11 protein-coding genes are annotated in these 19312 nt (G+C 64.3%); 5 read left to right on the top strand and 6 right to left on the bottom strand.

The annotated features are described in order from the left end of the window. Positions 1–7: 7 nt before the first annotated feature. Positions 8–2296: a transglycosylase domain-containing protein gene (locus tag ACTEK7_RS08760; RefSeq protein WP_225145999.1), complete on the bottom strand. Its 2289-nt coding sequence runs from the start codon at positions 2294–2296 to the stop codon at positions 8–10. A gap of 292 nt (positions 2297–2588) precedes the next feature. Between ACTEK7_RS08760 and ACTEK7_RS08755 the strand changes: the two genes are divergently transcribed. The 5 genes from ACTEK7_RS08755 (at position 2589) to ACTEK7_RS08735 (ending at position 9735) form a co-directional block, all read left to right on the top strand. After that, positions 2589–3098 (top strand): YcgN family cysteine cluster protein, encoded by a 510-nt coding sequence (locus ACTEK7_RS08755; protein ID WP_036042979.1) that lies wholly within the window; start codon positions 2589–2591, stop codon positions 3096–3098. 137 nt (positions 3099–3235) lie between these two features. Beyond that, positions 3236–4372, top strand: coding sequence for a patatin-like phospholipase family protein (locus ACTEK7_RS08750; RefSeq protein WP_225145998.1), 1137 nt, complete (start codon positions 3236–3238; stop codon positions 4370–4372). 22 nt (positions 4373–4394) lie between these two features. Beyond that, positions 4395–6611, top strand: coding sequence for a S8 family peptidase (locus tag ACTEK7_RS08745; protein ID WP_225145997.1), 2217 nt, complete (start codon positions 4395–4397; stop codon positions 6609–6611). Positions 6612–6621: 10 nt separating this feature from the next. After that, on the top strand, positions 6622–7953 hold the full coding sequence (locus ACTEK7_RS08740; protein WP_225145996.1) for a ComEC/Rec2 family competence protein: 1332 nt from the start codon (positions 6622–6624) through the stop codon (positions 7951–7953). 198 nt (positions 7954–8151) lie between these two features. Next, on the top strand, positions 8152–9735 hold the full coding sequence (locus tag ACTEK7_RS08735; protein WP_109144370.1) for an MDR family MFS transporter: 1584 nt from the start codon (positions 8152–8154) through the stop codon (positions 9733–9735). Between the two features lies 1 nt (position 9736). Here the strand turns inward: ACTEK7_RS08735 and ACTEK7_RS08730 are convergent, their stop codons facing one another. From ACTEK7_RS08730 to ACTEK7_RS08710, 5 genes are all read right to left on the bottom strand, one after another. Beyond that, complete coding sequence (locus ACTEK7_RS08730; protein ID WP_225146230.1) at positions 9737–11386, bottom strand: alpha/beta hydrolase; 1650 nt, start codon at positions 11384–11386, stop codon at positions 9737–9739. Positions 11387–11469: 83 nt separating this feature from the next. Further along, positions 11470–13962, bottom strand: coding sequence for a GAF domain-containing sensor histidine kinase (locus ACTEK7_RS08725; protein ID WP_225145995.1), 2493 nt, complete (start codon positions 13960–13962; stop codon positions 11470–11472). 104 nt (positions 13963–14066) lie between these two features. Next, positions 14067–15755 carry a thiamine pyrophosphate-requiring protein gene (locus tag ACTEK7_RS08720; RefSeq protein WP_225146229.1) on the bottom strand — a complete coding sequence of 563 codons (1689 nt, stop codon included), beginning with the start codon at positions 15753–15755 and terminating at the stop codon, positions 14067–14069. 53 nt (positions 15756–15808) lie between these two features. Beyond that, entirely contained in the window at positions 15809–18646 is a 2838-nt protein-coding gene (locus ACTEK7_RS08715; RefSeq protein ID WP_225145994.1) for an ATP-binding protein, read from the bottom strand. Positions 18647–18866: 220 nt separating this feature from the next. Beyond that, entirely contained in the window at positions 18867–19286 is a 420-nt protein-coding gene (locus ACTEK7_RS08710) for a putative quinol monooxygenase (protein WP_036023255.1), read from the bottom strand. Positions 19287–19312: the final 26 nt, after the last annotated feature.

Raw genomic sequence — 19312 nt, 5'->3', positions numbered from 1 at the left:
CTTTCGATCAGTTCTTGCGCGGGGCAGAGGCGTTGGCGTTGTCTTCCGCATAGTTCTGCGGGAAGGCGAGCGCGCTCGTCGACGAGGACGGCCTGGCCGGCTTGCTGTCATTCGCCGTCGATTTGTTCGCGGCCTTGGCCGCATCATCCAGCAGCTTCTCGACCCGCACCAGGATGTCCGCGCCGCGCTTGGTCAGCACCGGCGGCGGACCGGGCTTGGTCTCCAGCACCTTCGGCGCCGCGTTGGCCTGCGCGTTGCTCAGATGCTGCGGCGGCAGCTTCTGGCCCATGCCGATGCCGGGAATCTCCCGGACCTCCACGCCCTGATGCGCCACGAGCATGATGTCGTGCCAGGTCTGCGCCGGCAGCGAGCCGCCGGTCATGCGGTTGGTCGGCGAGTAATCGTCGTTGCCGTACCACACCGCGCAGGTGAAATTGCCGGTGAAGCCGACGAACCAGGCGTCGCGATAGGCATTGGTCGTGCCGGTCTTGCCCGCGGTCGGAATGCCGTCCAGCGCGGCGCGCCGTGCGGTGCCTTCGCTGACGACGTGGCTCATCATGCCGGACATGTCGGCGGCGACGGAAGCCGGGATCGCCTGCCGCGGCTTCGGGCCGTCGCGGTCCCAGCGCCAGACCAGGTCGCCCGCGCCGGTGCGCACTTCCAGCACCGCATGCGGCGTCACCGCCTTGCCGCGATTGGGGAAGGTCGCGTATGCGACAGCGTGCTCGAGCACGTTGACCTCGTCCGAGCCGATCGGCAGCGACGGCGTGTCGGGCAGCGGCGCCTTGATGCCGAAGCGGCGCGCGACCTCGACGATCTTGGCGCGGCCGACCTTGGCGGGGTTCTGCGTCTTGGGCTCGTTCTTCCGGCCGATCTCGATCGACAGCTTCACCGGCACGACGTTGATCGAACGGGTGATCGCCTGCGTCAGCGTCACCGAGCCGGAATAGGAATGGCCATAATTCTGCGGGCACCAATTGCCGATGCAGACCGGGCCGTCGACCACGATCGAGTTGGGCGTGTAGCCGTTCAGCAGCGCGGTGGTGTAGACGTAGGGCTTGAACGAGGAGCCGGGCTGGCGATAGGCGTCGGTGGCGCGGTTGAACTGGCTGGCGCCGTAGTCGCGGCCGCCGACCATGGCGCGGATGCCGCCGTCGAGATCGGCGACGACGGTCGCGGCCTGCGTCGCGTGATAGTCGCGGCCGAACTGGCGCAGCTGGTTCTCGACAGCGTCTTCGGCCGCCTTCTGCACGTTGGCATCGATGGCGGTGCGCACCACGAAGACGCGCTCGGTGTAGGACTTCGGGAAGGTATCGACCAGCTTGCGCATCTCGTCGAAGGCGTAGTCGAGATAATAGTTCGGCGAGGCCTCGTCGCGGCGGTCGACCGCGAAGGCGGGGTTGCGGCGGGCGCCGAACACCTGGCCCTCGGTCATGAAGCCGGCATCGACGAGGTTGTCCAGCACGACGTTGGCGCGCGCGCGGGCGGCGGGCAGGTTGATGTGCGGGGCGTACTTGGTCGGCGCCTTGAACAGGCCGGCGAGCATCGCCGCTTCCGCCAGCGTCACGTCGCGCGCGGACTTGTTGAAGTAGAAATGCGCCGCGCCGTCGACGCCGAAGGTGCCGCCGCCCATATAGGCGCGGTCGAGATAGAGCTTGAGGATCTCGTTCTTGGTCAGGCGCCATTCCAGCCAGATCGCGAGGAAGGCCTCGTTGACCTTGCGCTCGATGGTGCGCTCGTTGCTCAGGAACAGGTTCTTGGCGAGCTGCTGGGTGATCGAGGAGCCGCCCTGGCGCACGCCGCCGGCTTGCGCGTTGGTGACGAGCGCGCGCGCGGTGCCGGCGATGTCGATGCCGAAATGCTCGTAGAAGCGGCGGTCCTCGGTCGCCAGCGTCGCCTTGATCAGCACGTCCGGAAAGTCTTCCAGCGGAATGGAGTCGTTGTGCTTGATGCCGCGGCTGCCGATCGGGTTGCCGTAGCGGTCGAGGAAGCTCACCGCGAGATCGGACTTCTTCAGCCAATCCTCGTCCGCGGTCTCGCGGAAGGCCGGAATGGCGAGGGCGAGCATCACGACGAGGCCGCCAAGCCCGAGGGTTGCGGCCTCCGAGAATGGCTCGATGAACACCCAGCGCTTCCACCGCCCGACATAGAAGCGGTCCATGAAGGTCGAGTAGCGCTCGTAGAGCTCGCGGATGCCCTTGGCCGAGGAGAACAGCGAGGAGTCGATGCGCGCATCGAGATCCAGGAAGAAATTCCGGATCCTCTGCTTCCAATGCGGTGGTATGATCTGGCGCACCTAGAACCCTTGCGGCTTGCTTCGAAAGCGTTCAAGCACCCGGCCGGGGCGGCATCGAGACGTCTTGCGGGTATGTTGCGGCAAACCCAAGGCGCCCGGCCAGCATCCGAGGGACTTGCTGTTCCTTCTAACCGAGCGGGGCTCATAAACCAATGGCCACGCTCGCTATTTTGAACAACAGGCCTAATTGACCCCCGGTTCATTACGGGCCTCAAAGGGGCCCGCTTGCACCATTGCCGCCGCGCGCCCTAGATGGCGTTGCCGTAGCTCTTTCGAACTGTTGTTGAGGCGCATGACCGCAGCTCCCAAACGATCTCAAGGCCAGGAAGGATTCTTCTGGAAAACCAAGACGTTGGAACAGATGTCGGAGCGCGAGTGGGAAAGCCTGTGCGACGGCTGCGGCCGCTGCTGTCTGAACAAGCTCGAAGACGAGGATACCGGGCAGATCTACTTCACCCATATCGGCTGCAAGCTGCTCGACGGGACGAGCTGCGCCTGCAAGGACTATCCGAATCGTTCCGACAAGGTTCCGGACTGCGTCCGCCTGACCCCGGCCAATGTCCGCACCCTGAACTGGCTGCCGCCGAGCTGCGGCTACAAGCTCGTCGCCGAAGGGCGCGACCTCTATTGGTGGCATCCGCTGGTTTCGGGTGACCCCAACACCGTGCACGAAGCCGGCGTCTCCGTGCGCGGCCGCGTCGAGGGCAGCGAGGAGGAGGTCCCGGACGAGGAGCTCGAGGACCACATCGTGCAATGGCCGGCGACCTTGCCGAAGCGAGCGCGCCTGAAGAAGCGACCTTGAACAGCTGTGCGCAGCGGTCGCATGCAGATGCGCTTCACATTCAGGGGTTGAGGTGCTAAGCTGGTTGTAGATTCTGCTATGGCTATATTCAGGTTGTTTTGAATTGCTGAAGGTACCCTAGGATTTTTGGGGGCCCCATGATTACCGATCCGGTTCACCCGATACCGACCGACGACGAGAACAAGCCGCTGGAACCAACCACTGCGCTCTGCCTTTCCGGCGGAGGATATCGCGCGATGGTGTTTCATGTCGGCGTCCTGTGGCGCCTATATGAAACAGGACTGCTGAAGAACGTCAGGCGCATATCGAGCGTTTCCGGCGGGTCGATCACTGCCGGCATGTTGGCGCTGGCGTGGCCGGGCCTCAGCTTCACACCCGACAGCGTCGACAGCGATTTCATTCCGAAATTCGTCGCGCCGTTGCGCGCCTTCGCCGGCATCACAATCGATGCCGAGTCGGTCATCCTGGGCGCGCTGTTACCAGGCAGCATCGGCGACCGGATTGCCGAGTCGTATGACGATCACCTGTTTCGCGGCAAGACTCTGCAGGATATGCCTGACGAGCCGCGCTTCGTGATCAATGCGACGAACGTGCAGTCAGGCGCGCTCTGGCGCTTCATGAAGCCCTATATGCGCGACTACCGCGTCGGCGAGGTGAAGAATCCAGAAATTCTGCTGGCGCAAGCCGTGGCGGCGTCCTCCGCTTTTCCTCCGGTCCTCTCTCCCTTCGAATTGCGCCTCAAGGACAGCGATTTCGTGCCCGGTACCGGGCTCGACCTGCAGCGGCCTCCATTTACAACGCGCGTCGTTCTCAGCGATGGCGGCGTCTACGACAATCTCGGCCTCGAGACCGCATGGAAGCGCCACCAGACCGTTCTGGTCAGCGACGCCGGCGGCAAGATCGAGGCTGAGGAGGAGCCGGAGACGGATTGGCCGCGGCATTCCTACCGGATCCTCAATCTGATCGACAATCAGGTGCGTTCGCTGCGCAAGCGCCAGGTCATCGACTCCTTCAAATCGGGAACGCGCAAGGGCGCCTATTGGGGCATCCGCACCGACATCGCCGACTATCAATTGCCCGATGCGCTCGACTGTCCGCCAGAGCGCACATGCCGGCTTGCTGAATTGCCGACACGGCTGAAGCGGCTCGACGATCTGACACAGGATCGGCTGATCAACTGGGGTTATGCTGTCTGCGATGCGGCTTTGCGCAAGCATGTGGACCCGGCAGTGCAGCCGAAACCTGCATTCCCCTATCCCCGATCGGGAATCTGACACGAAGGAGAGGGGCGGGGGCGTGGCGAAGGAACGTAAACAGAAGAAGGCTTCGCGGAAGAAGTCGAAAGCGGCCGATGACGTGACCGGGACAAAGACCGAGGCAGCGGCCTCGGGCGACTCGACGCCAGCGGCGCCAACGCCCGCAACCGCGGCATCGAGCGCAACTCCGGAGCCCCCGGTGCCCGTAGGACCGCCATCGACTGGAGAGTCGCGGCCGAAGCAATTTTCAATTCCGGCCGAACTGGTCGAGCACATTCTGCTCGGTCCCGCCGACGATCGCCGCGTGCTGCAGGATTCTCCGCTGCTCGGAGACGTCTGGGCGGCCTATGCCCTCGATCCCGGCAATGTTCAGGACGTCTTGATCACGCCGCATCGCGTGGCTACGGCCGCGAGCGTTGCGAGCATTATTCCGAAGGGAATCGAGCTCAGAACCGCTCAGCGCTCACGAGAAACCAATCCCACGCCGGCATTGCGCGAAAAGGAGAAGCCCGAGGTCGCATATTTGCAGGGATTGGTCGGGGCCCGTCTGTTCTTCGACGAAGTGCTGTGCATTCTCGTCCCCTTGACGCAATGGTGGCATCAGCCGCGCGTCGCCGACAGGATTGTCAAGACTGGTGAAAATAAAGCGAGGCTGGAGAAATTGCTCCGGCGCGGTGCACGCAAGCAAACGACCTTGCCGCCAGGCGCCGATGATTTTACCTCACTCGAGCGATATATTGTGCTCGCGGGATTGATTTTCTGGGTCAGCAAGCTGGAACGTCCGGCGGAATTCCAGCGCCCGTCTCTTCCGCAAGGGAGCGTAGAGCTTCTGCCGCATCCGGAGCTTCCGGAGCTTCCGCGGCGCCCGCCGCTTCCGCCACTTCCGCCGCTTCCGCCACTGAGCTTCCAAGAGGCCTTCGATAAATATCAGCCGTTCGTCGATGAGATCATCGACGGCATTCTTGCGGCTTATCCCACGGTCGTGGACAACGCCGCCGCGTTGATGGCGTTAGCGGCCGGCGACACGGCCGATGGCGTCGATCCCCATCCCGCCGGCTATATCTTTCAGGTCTCACTGAACCGGCGGGCGTCCACAGCGCTCGACCGCTCCGTGCCCGCCGTGAAGGCCGATGCGGCGCAGTCGCTGTTCAACGTGAGCTGCAAGAACATCGTGTGGGCCGTGCTCGATTCCGGCATCGACGGCAGTCACAAAGCCCTGGCCGATCCGGAGAGGGCGGGAAGGTCGCGCGTCAGGAAAACCTTCGACTTCACCCGTATCCGCCAGATCGTCAGCAACGACGAGAACGACCTCGATCCGGCGGAAATCGTGAACATCGCGGCCGCCGCCGGCATCGGGCCGCAAGAGGCGGTCGACCACCTGAAGACGATCGCCAAGGATGCCAGATTAAAGCGCCCCATCGACTGGGAGATCGTCGAAAAGCTGATCACCCAGAAGAACCCGCCGCAGCCATCAAGCCCGCATGGCACGCACGTCGCCGGGATCATTGGCGCCAGCAAGGGGGATGGCTCTGACGGTGCTGACGGCATGTGCCCGGACATCCGGCTTTATGACTTCCGTGTGCTCGGCCGAACGCTTGAAGATACGGAATTCGCCGTCATCGCTGCCTTGCAGTACATCCGTTACGTGAACGAGAGGCACAGCTACATCACGATCCACGGCGCTAACGTGAGCCTGTCCATCCCGCACAACGTCCGCAACTACGCTTGCGGACGCACGCCGGTGTGCAACGAATGTGAACGGCTGATCGAGAGCGGCGTCGTGGTGGTTGCCGCCGCCGGGAATCGCGGTTTTCAGAAGCTCACTACGACGGATGGCGGCGTGTTCGAAAGTTACGCGGCTTTCAGCATCACCGACCCCGGCAACGGTGAGAGCGTGATCACGGTCGGCTCCACGCATGGAAACTGGCCCCACACTTATGGCGTGAGCTTCTTCTCCAGCCGCGGCCCGACCGGTGACGGGCGCCTGAAGCCGGATCTCGTGGCGCCCGGCGAGCGCGTCCAGTCGTGCATTACCGGCGACAGCCATCGGGAATGGGGGCCCGAATCCGGAACCAGCATGGCGGCGCCGCATGTGAGCGGCGCGGCCGCGATGCTGCTGGCGCGCTACGAGGAACTCATTGGCCAGCCGCGCCGCGTCAAGCAGATCCTGTGCGACAGCGCCACGGACCTTGGTCGTGAACGCACTTTCCAGGGCCACGGCATGTTGGACGTGCTGCGGGCTTTCCAATCAATCTAGGGAGGGAAGGATGATCCTCAGTCTCGATGTTTTGCGCGCACGTAAGGGCGACTGCCTGATGCTGCATTTCGGATCGAAGGATGACCCGCACCTCATTCTGATCGACGGCGGTCCGTCTAATGTCTACAAGCCTTTTCTCAAGCGGCGGCTGGAACTCGTTCATGAGGCGCGCGAGCTCGATGAAGAAGCCCCCTTGCCGGTCGACGTCGTCATGGTGAGCCACGTCGATGACGATCATATCAAGGGTATTCTCGACTTGACCAAGGAACAGCGCGGCAAGAATCCGGATTTGCGCCTCGACGTGACGAGCCTGTGGCACAACAGCTTCGACGATCTGCTCAAGACCAAGCCCGACGAACTGGTCGCGGGGTTCGGCACGGCATCCGTCGGAGGCGCGGCCGCAGGCGGCGAAGCGGACTTCGACTCCGGGAGCGTGCTGGCGGGGCTCGGGGCCAAGATGCTTGCCAACGACGACATCGAGGACGAGGACCTCCATCAGACGGTCGAGGTGCTGTCCAGCATCCCGCAGGGTCGTACCTTGCGTGACGACGCCGCGGCCCTGCATTGGAAGCCGAACCACAAGTTCAAGGGCAAACTGATCCTGGCCACGAAAGCGGCGAAGCCCGTGACGCTCGGCGACCTGAAAGTGACGGTAGTGGGGCCGATGCAACCGGAATTGCAGGCGCTGCAAGCTGAACATGACAAATGGCTGCGCGCGCAGAAGGAGAAGAAAAAGAAATCACCCGAATCCGCGCTTGCGGCCTTCGTGGACAAGTCCATTCCAAATCTGTCGAGCATCGTGGTCTTCGTCGAACTGGAAGGAAAGAGCATTTTGCTGACCGGTGATGCGCGCGGTGACAAGATTCTGGAGGGAATGAAATTGGCGGACCTCCTGGAGGAGGGCGGCACGAGGCATGTCCACGTCCTGAAAGTTCCTCACCACGGCAGCGACAACAATATGGAGACGATCTTCTTCGAACGTGTGCCTGCCGATCACTACGTCTTCTCAGGCGATGGCGAGCACGGTAACCCCGAACGAGCGACCCTGGAAATGCTGCTGGAAGCACGGGGCGTCGACGCCGAATACACGATCCACCTGACTTACCCGATTGACGAGATAGATATCGAGCGCCAAGCCGACTGGGAAAAGGAGCAGGCGAAGGAGAAGGCGCGCAAGAAGAAGAATCCGGCAACCAAGAAGCCGGTTCGAGAAAATTGGTCGCCGGAAAAGCACAGCCTCGGCGCTCTGTTCCGGAGCAATCCCAAGTTCGGCAAGAAAGTGGTCATCGTTGATCCCGGCAAACCGCATCTGATCAACTTGCTGGACCCGATCGAGCTTTAGTGGGCTGGGGGCACTCAGGCTCCAAGTAGTACCTCAATACGGCGCCGCTCCGCCTGCCGATCACGGAGCCGCGAGGATGCGTCGGCGGGATGCACCCATGCGTCGCGGTGCCTGCCTGGGAAGAAATTTCCCCTCTACATTGGGCTGCATAGTACGAATCCTTCGCGGTGTTGCACCGCGTCACGACGCCCGATCGAGATGAACAAGTTCGACCGGCAGAGCGATTCTGCCGACATCCAGGCCTTGCCCGACGATATTGCCGAAGAGCTGTCCCGCCTGCCGAGCGAGGTCATCAGCGTCGACGACGCGCCCTCGATCGCCCCGCCGGTGCCGCTGAGCTCCGACGAGGTCCGCACCATCGTTATCAGCCTGATGCTGACGATGTTCCTGGCCGCGCTCGACCAGACCATCGTGGCGACGGCGCTGCCGACCATCGGACGCCAGTTCCAGGACGTCTCCAATCTGTCCTGGGTGATCACCGCCTATCTGCTCGCCTCGACTGCGGTTGCGCCGGTGTTCGGCACGCTCAGCGACATCTACGGCCGCCGCGTCATGATCATCATCTCGCTCAGCCTGTTCGTCGCAGGCTCGGTGCTGTGCGCGATCGCGCCGAACATGCCGATGCTGATCCTGGCACGCGGGCTTCAGGGCCTCGGCGGCGGCGGCATCATGCCGGTGGTGCAGACCGTGATCTCCGACGTGGTGAGCCCGCGCGAGCGCGGGCAGTACCAGGCCTATTTCTCGAGCGTCTGGATGGTCGGCGGCATCCTCGGCCCGGTCATCGGCGGCGTGTTCGCCGAGCATCTGCACTGGTCGATGATCTTCTGGATCAACCTGCCGCTTGCGGCCGCAGCACTCGCATTGCTGCTGCCGAAGATGAAGAAGATCCCGGTGTTCCACCGCAAGCGCAAGGTCGACTGGCTCGGCGGCCTCTTGCTGATGGCGTCCGCCGTGGTCTTCATGCTGGTGCTGACCTGGGGCGGGACGCGCTATGCTTGGCTTTCGCCGACGGTGCTGGCGATGGTGGGCGGTGCCGTCGCGCTCGCGGTGACCTTCGTGTGGCACGCCCGGCGGGCCGACGAGCCGTTCTTGCCGCTGCCCTTGTTGACGGGATCGGTGGCGCCGTTCGCGCTGACCGCGGGCGGCTGCGGCCTCGGGGCGATCACCGGCCTGACCGTGCAGCTGCCGCTCTATTACGAGCAGGTCTATCATCTCACCGCCAGCGAGGCGGGGCTTGCGCTGATCCCGCTCGCGGCGGTCTCGACCGTCGGCGCGGCCGTCGCCGGCCGCACCATGGCTCGGGCCAAGCACTACAAGCGCGTCGCCATCGTCGGCACGTCATGGGCCGCGCTGTGCGGTCTCGTTCTCACGGTCACCACCTTGCCGCTCTGGGGCCTGCTGCTGCTGATGGCCGCGTTCGCGCTGGGACTCGGCACGACTTTTCCGGTGTGCGTGGTCTCGCTGCAGAATTCGGTGGCGCGTCCGCAAGTCGGCACCATCACCGGCGCGATGAACTTCTTCCGCTCGCTGATGTCCTCGTTCACGGTGGCGGCCTTCGCCGCGATCCTGCTCATCGCGCTCGGCACCGACGTCCCGCTCGCCGGCGAGCATCACGCCGCGGGCGCCGTCGCGATCCCCGCCGACGACATGCGGCACGCCTTCCGCTACGTGTTCGGCGCCGCCACCGCGCTGATGACGATCGCTGCGCTGTGCCTGATCGCGATGGAGGAGCGGCCGCTGGCCGGACCGTCGGCCAAGCAGCCCGTGGAGATGGCCGAGTAGGCTAGCCGCCTCGATCGGCGTAAGGCTCGTTGGCGACATTGCCCTCGGCGGCTTTTCGCGCCGCCGCCGCAAGATGGGTCTTGAGCTGCGCCAGCGCGTCGGCGGACCAATCATGGACATCGGTGACGGCGACCCAGGCATCGACGTAATGTTCGGGCGCATAGACATGGCCAAAGCCCATCGGCGTATTGGTCGCGACCGCCATGTCGAGGGCGAGCTGCAGCATCGTCACGACTGGATACCATCGCAGCTCCGGTGACACATCCGGCCCGCGCGGCGCCGTCATCCAGTCAGGGGCCCGATAGGCGTCGTGATAGGCGAAGAAGGTGATCGCGTCGCTCGCATATTGCAGATAGACGACGCGCATCGGACCCCAGGGCGCATCTGCCGGCACCGTCGGTCCATTCTGGTTCATGAAGCGCACGAAGCGGCCGTCGCGGAATTCCGGCAGCCAGGCCGGCGTGCCCGGATTGCGGTTTGCCGTGATCGAGCGCCAGATGCGACTTTCGAACGGCGCGCCGCTCAAAAGTGCGCCCGCAATCGGATCGCCGATCATCTCAAACAGCTCTGCGGATTTTTCCGAGTTCATCGCGCCGAGGCTCAGTCCGTGCAGGTACAGCTTCGGCCGCCGGTTCTTCGGCAGCGTCGCCCAGTAGCCGTAAATTTCCGAAAACAGGGCGCGCGCCGCTTCTGCACCGGATTCGGGCTGAAACAGCAGCGACAGCGGACTGTTGAGATAGGAATACTGCATCGCGACACTGGCGACGTCGCCATGGTGGAGATATTCGACGGTGTCCATCGCGGCAGGGTCGATCCAGCCGGTTCCGGTCGGCGTAACGACGATGAGTGTGTCGCGTTCAAACCCGTGCTGCCGCTTGAGCTCGTCGAGCGCAAGCCGGGCGCGCGCTTGCGCCGTCTCGGCGCCGCCAAGGCCGACATAGACCCGCACGGGCTCCAGCGCGGGCCTTCCTGTAACGGCGCTGATCTCCGTTGCGGTCGGCCCCGAGGCAATAAATCTGCGCCCCATGCGTCCAAGCTGCGTCCACTTCACCAGCGAGGCGGCACTTCCCGTTCGTTCGGGCGCGGTCGGCTGCGGCCGCTCGGGCTCGAGCAAGGCGTCGACTTCGCGAAAGGACACATCGAGCGCGTTGAACGCCGTGCGGATCAGGACATTGCTGGCGATTGACCAAAACAACAGGCCCGCGGCGAGCACGCCGATGACGTTCGCGATCCTCCGCGGAATGACGCGCCTCGCACGCGCGGCGATGAGGCGCACGGCAAGCGCGAACAGCCGCGCCAGCACCAGCAGCACGACGAACGTCATCACGGCGATGGCGCAGACCTTGAGCGGATGGGCGGTCTCGACTGGCGCCATCTTCATCACGGTGCGGATCGAGTTCTGCCATCCGGCCGCCCGCCACAGAAAAACAATGACGACGAGCAGGCAGGCGGCCGCCACCAGCGCGTTTGCGGTCGATCTCAGGCGCGCCGGCGGCTCGGGCAATTCCAGATAGTGCCACAGCCAGCGCCAGACGTTGCCGGCGAGATAGCCGATCCCGAAGCAGGCGCCGGCGATGGCGCCCTGCGTGAGATAGCTCCGCGGGATCAGCGTCGGCGTCAGCGCGGCTGCGAAGAACAGGGCGCCGAGCATGAGGCCGACGCCGGAGAACGACAGCAATTGCTGCCGAATGAGCGACGCCAGTTTGCCGAAAGCACCCACCGCGCGATTCAACCTCAGCTATTGCCTGACAGACCACTCTTGCGCGGCAGCACGATCGTGAATTCAGTAAACTTGCCCGGCTCGGTCGCGACGTCGATCGTGCCGCCGTGCTGCTTCACGACGATGTCGTGGGTCATCGACAGCCCGAGGCCGGTGCCTTCGCCGGCTGGCTTGGTGGTGAAGAACGGATTGAACATTTTCTCCTTCACATCGTCGGCAATGCCGGTGCCGTTGTCGCGGATCGTGATCTCGACGTCATCGCCGCGATCGCGCGTCGCGGCGGTCACAATCGGCTCGTAACCGGCGGCACCGTCGGCCTTGCGCCTGATGACCGCGTGGAAGCCGTTCGAGATCAGGTTCAGGAGCACGCGGGTGATTTCCTGCGGAAACACTTCGGCCTGTCCGGCCGCTGGATCGAGCGCGCGCTTCAGCGTCACGTGGAATCCGGGCTTCTCGGCGCGTGCGCCGTGATAGGCGAGATTCAGGCTCTCCTCGACCAATGCATTGATGTCGCTCAGCCCATGCTCGCCGCCGCCTTCGCGCGAATGCAGCAGCATGTTCTTGACGATGGAATCGGCGCGGCGGCCGTGCTGCACGATCTTGCCGAGGTTGTCCTGCAGAAGCCCCGTCAGCTCGTCGACCTCGCTGCGGACATTCTCGGGGAGCGGGACCGGCGCGAGCACCTCGTTCAGCTCCTCGGTCAGCTCGGCAGACAGCGAGGCGAAGTTGTTGACGAAGTTGAGCGGGTTCTTGATCTCGTGCGCGATGCCGGCCGTGAGCTGGCCCAGTGACGCCAGCTTCTCGGTCTGGATCAGGCGGTCCTGCGCGGCGCGGAGATCATCGAGCGATTTGGCGAGCTCGCTGGTGCGGTCCTGAACCTCGTTGAACAGGCGCGTGTTCTCGACCGCGATCACGGCCTGGTCGGCAAAGGTCTTGAGCAGGTTGATGGCTTTGTCCGGAAAATAACCGGGCTCCCGCCGCGTGACGGCGATGGTGCCGATCGCAAGGCCATCGCGCAGCATCGGCACCACGAGGATGCTGCGATAACCGCGTGTTCGCGCCAGCTCCTTCATGGCCTCGGTAAGATCAGGCTCGTTCTGCATGTCGCTGCGGAAGGCATACTCGCCGCTGCTCGCCACCCGACTGTGAATGCCCGATGAGGACAGCGGCGTCGGAAATGAGTTCAGCAGATCGGCATTGCCGGCCTCATTGTCGGTCGTGAAGGCGGCCAGATGTAGCATGCCGTCGACGACGCAGGTGACAGTGGAGGAGTGCGCTCCGATCAGCGCCTTGGCGCTGTCGGAAATGGCCTGGAACACCGGCGTGACATCGGACGGTGAAGCCGCGATCACCTTGAGAATGTCGGCAGTCGCAGTCTGACGTTCCAGTGCTTCCTTGGTCGCGTTGAACAGGCTGACATTCTTGATCGCGATCACGGCCTGGTCGGCGAAGGTCTGCAGCAGGCGCACATGATGCTCGGCGAAGTTGCCGGTCGCGCGTCGCGTCGCGATGATGATGCCGATGGCTTCGCCTTCGCTCATCAGAGGCGCGAACAGCATGCTGCGATAGCCGCGGGCCCGCGCGATGTCGCGCGCGGCCGGCTCGACCTCGGTGTCGGGCAATTGCGCCGCGGTACCATTGGCCACGAGCTGATAGGGCGGGAATTGTGCGAACGGCACCGGGAACGAGGCCTGGAGCACGCGGTCGCCCGCGGGATCCGTCGGGGTGAATGCCGCAAGGTGCACGGCGCCGTCGACATAACGCAGCACCGCGGTGGAGAAGCCGCCGATCAGCCGGTTGGCGTTGGTGGCGATGGCCTCGAATACCGGCTGCACGTCGGACGGGGAGGCCGCCATCACCTTCAGGATATCGGCCGTCGCGGTCTGGCGTTCCAGCGCCTCCTTCGTCTCGTTGAACAGGCGCGCGTTCTCAATCGCGATCACGGCCTGGTCGGCGAAGGTCTGCAGCAGCTGGACGAGGTCGGGCGCGAATGATCCTGGCTCGGCGCGGGTGACGCTGATCATGCCGACCGGCGCGCCCCGGTTCATCAGCGGCATGAATAGCACACTGCGGAAGCCGCGCAGCCGCGCCAGCTCCCGGTTCAGTTCAGGGACGTCGGCCGCCTCGCTGTCGGGAAACTGGATCGTCTGGCCCTCCCGCACGAGGCCAAAAGTCGGGAAGTCCGCGATCTTGCGCGGGAACGACGCCTTGAGCCCCGCGTCCGCCTCCGGATTGGTCGGCGTGAACGCCACGAGGTGAAGCTCGTCGCCGATGAACTGAAGCACGGTGGCGGAGAAGCCGCCGAGCAGGCGCTTTGCGCTGGCGGCGACCGCCGTAAAGACCGGCCGCGCATCGGACGGCGAGGCCGCGATGGTACGCAGGATCTCGGCGCTGGCGCTCTGGCGATCCCGAGCCGTCGCAAGCTCGGCCCGCAGCTGCGCAATCTCGGCGGCGGCCGACCCCAATCGGCGCTCGAGTTCCTCGATTTCCTGCAAAACGGTCGTCATTCCCGGTCCAGCTTGATGCCGCGGCGTGCGCGGCACCGGGCCGGATTATCACAACTTCTGCGGCCGGAGCCAGCGCCTCGCAGCCGTGCCCGCACCGGCTCCGCTCACGTGCCGGGCCGCGACACCTCGGTCTCCTTGGCTGTGATGAACTCCAGCAGCACCGGCACGCCTTCCCTCGTCTTCGCGATGCCGCGCTTGATCGCGGGCACGATGTCCTCCGGCCGCGTCACCCGCTCTCCGTAGCCGCCGAAGGCGCGGGCCATCGCGGCGTAGTCGCCGGAAATGTCGGTCGAGCGATATTTTTCGGTCGAGATCGGCATCACCTTCAGCTCGATCGCCATCGAGAAATTGTTGAGCAGGATCGACATGATCGGGATGCGCTCGCGCACCGCGGTCTCGAAATCCATGCCGGTGAAGCCGATCGCAGCATCGCCCCAGACGTTGATGCAGAGCTTGTCGGGCTTTGCCAGCTTGGCGCCCATCGCAAGACCGAGGCCGTAGCCAAGCTGCGTGGTTTTGCCCCAGCCGAGATAGGTGAGGGGCTCGACCGATCGCCAGAACGGCGAGAGCTGGTCGCGCGGGCTGCCCGCATCGTGGGTGATGATCGTATTCTCGATGTCAACGGTGTGCTGGAGATCCCACAGCACGCGGTAGGGGCTGAGCGGCGCGTCATTGCTGGTCAGCTTCGGCATCCATTTCGCCAGCCATTCCTTGTGCGAGGCTGCGATCTCGGCCGCGACGGCGGATGCATCGCGATCCGCGGTGACGGTCTTGCCGATCTCCTCCAGCAGCGCGTCGAGCACGAGGCCGGCATCGCCGACCAGGCCGATCTTCGCTTCGACGTCCTTGTTGAGATGATTGGGATCGAGCGTCGAATGAATGATGGTCTTTCCCTTCGGCATTGCGATGCCGAAATTGGTCTCGGTGAAGGAGCAGCCGATGCCGAAAATGACGTCGGCCTCGGCCAGAAACTTCGGCACCGCGCGCGGCACTGCAAGGCCGCCGGAGCCGAGCGACAGCGGATGCGTCTCCGGAAACGATGATTTGCCACCCAAGCTGGTGGTGACGGGGATCGCCAATCGCTCGGCGAGCCGTTTCAGCTGCGGCCAGGCCTGCGCGTAATGCACGCCCTGGCCGGCATAGATCACCGGCCGCTTTGCATTCACGAGCAGGCTGGCGGCTTCCTTGACGTGAACGGGGTCGGCGCCGTAGCGGGTGCGCAACACCGGCGTATAGTTCAGTGGCTCCGACACCTCCTCGTTCCACATGTCCGAGGGGATCTCGACGATGACGGGTCCGCCGCGGCCGTTCTTCAGCTTCGTGAAGGCGCGGCGGAAGATGTTGACGACTTCGCTCGCGAGGATGATCGGCTCGGACGATTTCGCGAACGGCTTCATCGCCTCGCTGGAATTGAAGTTCGGCTCGATATGCGCCAGCCTGCGCTGATAGCCCATCGGCAGCACCAGCACGGGAACGGATTCGCCAAAGCATTGCGCCACGCCGCCCATCGCATTCTCCGCGCCCGGCCCGTGCTGCATGCAGAAGGCGCCGATGCTGCGCCCCGACGTTACCCGCGAGATCGCATCCGCCATGTGGATGCCGACGCGCTCCTGCCGCACCATCACGGGGCGGATCTCGGCCTTGGCTGCGTGCTCGATCAGATGGTTGACCGGATAGCCGCAGAGGATCTCGATCCCCTCGCGCCTCATGATTTCCGCAATGGCGGTGCCGAGCTTCATGGCGTCTCTCTCCCTGGCAAGGCCGGTTGATCCGGCTTGTTGGGAGGAGAGGATCAGGAATTTCCGGAAGCGTAAAGCGCGGGGCGGCGAGCGCGGCGGTAGGCCAGCTATGCGTCGCGAGCGTGTACCGGCTCCATCCCGTGATAGTCGCCGCAGCCGCTCGCAGTCGGCCGCAGGCGCTGCAGCAGGCGCTTGGCCGCAAGCAGATCCGGCGTCGCGAAGCCCTCGGTGAACTCGTTATAGATCGGGGAGAGCAGCCGGACAGCCCTGGATCTGCGGCCCATCGCGATCCAGTGTGCCGCGAGATCGGTCGCGATCCGCAACTGAAACGTCAGCGCACCTATGGTGCGCGCTTCGGCGAGCGCCTGCTGAAGCCGTTTCTCGGCGCGCAGCGGCTCGCCGGTGTGGAGAAGGATCGCGGCGTCAACCCTCTGGAGCTCCGGCCGGCACCAGCGCTCGCCCTGGCGTTCCTGATGCTCGATCGCCCGGGTGATGGCTTCTTGCGCTTCCGCGATCCGCCCTTGCCTCAGATAGGCGCGGGCGAGGACCGCGAGATAGCTGCCGATCCGCATCAAGAACCGGCATTCTATGAGCTCGTCGATCGCGGCTCGAATATCTTCCACCGCGCGTGGATCGCCCCGCAGCTCGCGAAGGCAGGCGGAGAAATAGCGCTCGACCGGAACCCAGCGTGAGATGCGCTCGCGTTCAAGGTTGCGACGCAATCGCTCAGTGTAGCTCGCGAGCGCGTCAAGATTGCCGGTTTCGAGCGCAACGGGAAGGGCGGCGAGCCCAAATGCGTTCGACTGTGACACCCAATGGCCGCTGCGGTCCGCGGCATCGATGGCGTCCTTGGCGAGCCTCGCCGCGTAGTCCGCTTGCCCTTGCATCCACGCGACGAAGGGCAGATTGAAGCGGACGGTGATGAACCGATAGACTTCGTTCGCGTCCTTGCGCGAACGCCCTTCGGCCAGCGAGTAGGTCGCTGCAAGACGGTCGAGAACAGGGCGGCTCCTGCTCAATTCGCCGGCAAAAGCGCGAGCCCAGGCCAGCGCGCGATCGGTTTCGGACGTCGCCGTCAGATCGCGATCGCGGTCGGCGAGCTCAGTGGCCTCTTCAAGATAAGATATGGCGCGCTCGACCTGGCCGATCTGCAGCAGGTAGAAGCCGAACCCGACCAGCGCCCGCTGCTGATATTCGATGTTGCCGGCCCGCTTTGCAAAGAGGATGGCATCGAGCCAGGCAATCTCGTTCTCATTCGACATCTTGCGGGCGTAGAAGAGGCTCCACCCAAGGGCGCAGGCGAGTTTTGTCTTCGACAGATCGTCGCACGGGACGGTCTTGGCCAATGCGAGCGCGTCCGCATACCGCGCCTGCGCTTCCGACAGGATCGACGTCTCCGACCACAAGGTGATCGCCGCAACCGTGAGCCTGATCCCGAGTACGGCATCGCCGTGCTCGCCGAACGCCCATGAAAGAGCGGCGCGCAAGTCGGCGATGCGGCCAAGGTAACGCTGGGTCCAATCGGCCGGCTCGCGCCAGTTCCACTCCTCCTCGGACTGCTCGAACAGCGTGAGGACACGTTGCGCATGACGGCGCAGCGCCTGGTCGCAGGGAGGATCGGCCCGGCGCCGCTCGCCCGCGTAGCGGCATGTGCTGTCGAGCAGGCGATAGCGGAGGCTCGCGCCATGTGCCTGCGCGCTCAGGAGCGATTTGGCAACGAGACTGCCGAGGCCGGTGACGACGTCGACCGGCGTGAGCCCTGCCGCTTCGGCGACGAAGACCGCGTCCTCAACCTCGAACGCGTCGCTGAACACCGAGAGCAGGCCGAACAGTCTGGCTTCCCGCTGGGACAGCAGCCTGAAGCTCCAGTCGATCGTCGCCATCAGCGTTTCATGGCGCGGCGGCGCACCATCGGCGGCGGGGGCACGAAAACCCAGATTCTGGTCGAGCAACTCCACCAATTGGCGAGGATTGAACCTGCCGATCTGGGCTGCCGCCAATTCGATCGCCAGCGGGAGGCCGTCGAGCGAGTGGCAGATTGCGGCGACGGCCTCGCAATCATGGTCGACGAATTGGTAGTCCGCCCATTCAGCGGCGCGGCTGACGAACAATTGCACTGCCGGAAACCTGACGGCTTGATCAGCAGTCAGGGCGTGACCGGGTTTGGGTGAGGCCAGGGAGCCGAGCCGGACGACATGCTCGGTCGCGGTGCCGAGCGGTTCGCGGCTCGTCGCAAGCAGCCTGCACGGCGATGTGTCCGCCATGAACCTGCCGGCGAAGATCGTTGCGGCCGGCAGGACGTGCTCGCAATTGTCCAGAATGACCAGCATCTGCCGTTGTCTCAGATAGTCGATGGCCGCAGCCAGGCTGTTGTCCGGATTACCCCTGATGCCGAGGGCCGTCACCAGTGCGGCGCCGAACAGCGTCGGGTCGGAGATCGTTGCGAGATCGACGAAGCACACGCCGTCGCGGCACTGTGGCGCAAATGCCTGGGCGACGGCCAAGGCAACCGTCGTCTTGCCGATTCCTCCCGCGCCAGCCAGAGTCACGTGCCTGTTGCCGGTCAACAGGCCCGTGATCTCGTCGATTTCCGCTTCACGACCAACGATGCCGCGCAGCAATGGCGGACCGGACGAGGGGAGCGGTTCGGCGAGCGCAAGATCGTCGTCGACCTCGCCGATGCTGATCTGCACCTGCGCGATGAACTTGTATCCACGGCGCGCCACGGTCGCGATGTAGAGGGGCTCGATCTGGGTGTCTCCCAGCGAACGCCGCAAGCTCCACATGTTGACCTTGAGATTGCTGTCGTGGAGGAAGGTGCCGGGCCAGGCGGCCGCCATCAGGTCGTTCTTGCTGACCAGCTCGCCGCAGCGCTGCACCAGCAGCTGCAAAAGCTCGAATGCGCGTCCGCCCAGCTTGACGGGGCGCCCTTTGAGAAGGAGCAACTGGCGGCTGGGTATCAGTCGAAAGGAGCCGAAGCTGTAGGTTAGCTCCCGGCGGCCTGTGCCCCGTTGTCGTGTCTCCGTGGCAGCCCGCATTGATCATTGCCAATCGATCGAATAGATCGACTGGTATTATCATGCACTGCAATATTTTTGAAGGGAACCCTTCCGGGTCGTACGATTTGCCGCAGGACAATTGACACACGCGCGCCGGACGGCTCGGCTATTTTTTGGGCTTGCCAAGAACGGCCATGCGCATGACTTCGACGCCGCCGTCGGCAAGTTCCGGAAGCTTGGCGAACCAATCCTTCACATAAGGCATCGCGTTGTGTGCGTCGAAATCGGCCTGGCTGGCGAACACTTCGTAGAAGATGAAGTGGCCCGGCTTGGCGCGGTCTTCCTGAAGGAAATAGATCAGGTTCTTGGGATCGCCGCGGACCAAGTCGATCAGCGGCAAGGTGGCGGCACGCAGCATGTCTTCCTTTCCAGGCTTGGCGCGCACCTGGGCCACCACGGAATATGCCCCCTCCGGGATCTCCCCATAGTGCATGCGCGGCGCCTCCTGAGCCATGGCCGGAAGCGTCGCCGGCGCCACGGAGGCGATCAGCAGGGCGGCAAGCGAGTTGCGGACGAGAGTTTGCATGGTGAAGTCCTCGACATGTGATTGGA

Source organism: Bradyrhizobium sp. JHI2711, assembly GCF_056156565.1.
The sequence above is the reverse complement of the archived record's forward strand: the minus strand, read 5'-3'. Positions and strand labels throughout refer to the sequence as shown.

Bases quoted from the DNA above. Each gene is read 5' to 3' on its own strand.
- ACTEK7_RS08755 (WP_036042979.1), top strand. From the start codon at position 2,589: ATGACCGCAGCTCCCAAACGATCTCAAGGCCAGGAAGGATTCTTCTGG.
- ACTEK7_RS08750 (WP_225145998.1), top strand. From the start codon at position 3,236: ATGATTACCGATCCGGTTCACCCGATACCGACCGACGACGAGAACAAG.
- ACTEK7_RS08740 (WP_225145996.1), top strand. From the start codon at position 6,622: ATGATCCTCAGTCTCGATGTTTTGCGCGCACGTAAGGGCGACTGCCTG.
- ACTEK7_RS08735 (WP_109144370.1), top strand. From the start codon at position 8,152: ATGAACAAGTTCGACCGGCAGAGCGATTCTGCCGACATCCAGGCCTTG.
- ACTEK7_RS08730 (WP_225146230.1), bottom strand. From the start codon at position 11,386: ATGCTCGGCGCCCTGTTCTTCGCAGCCGCGCTGACGCCGACGCTGATC.
- ACTEK7_RS08725 (WP_225145995.1), bottom strand. From the start codon at position 13,962: ATGACGACCGTTTTGCAGGAAATCGAGGAACTCGAGCGCCGATTGGGG.
- ACTEK7_RS08710 (WP_036023255.1), bottom strand. From the start codon at position 19,286: ATGCAAACTCTCGTCCGCAACTCGCTTGCCGCCCTGCTGATCGCCTCC.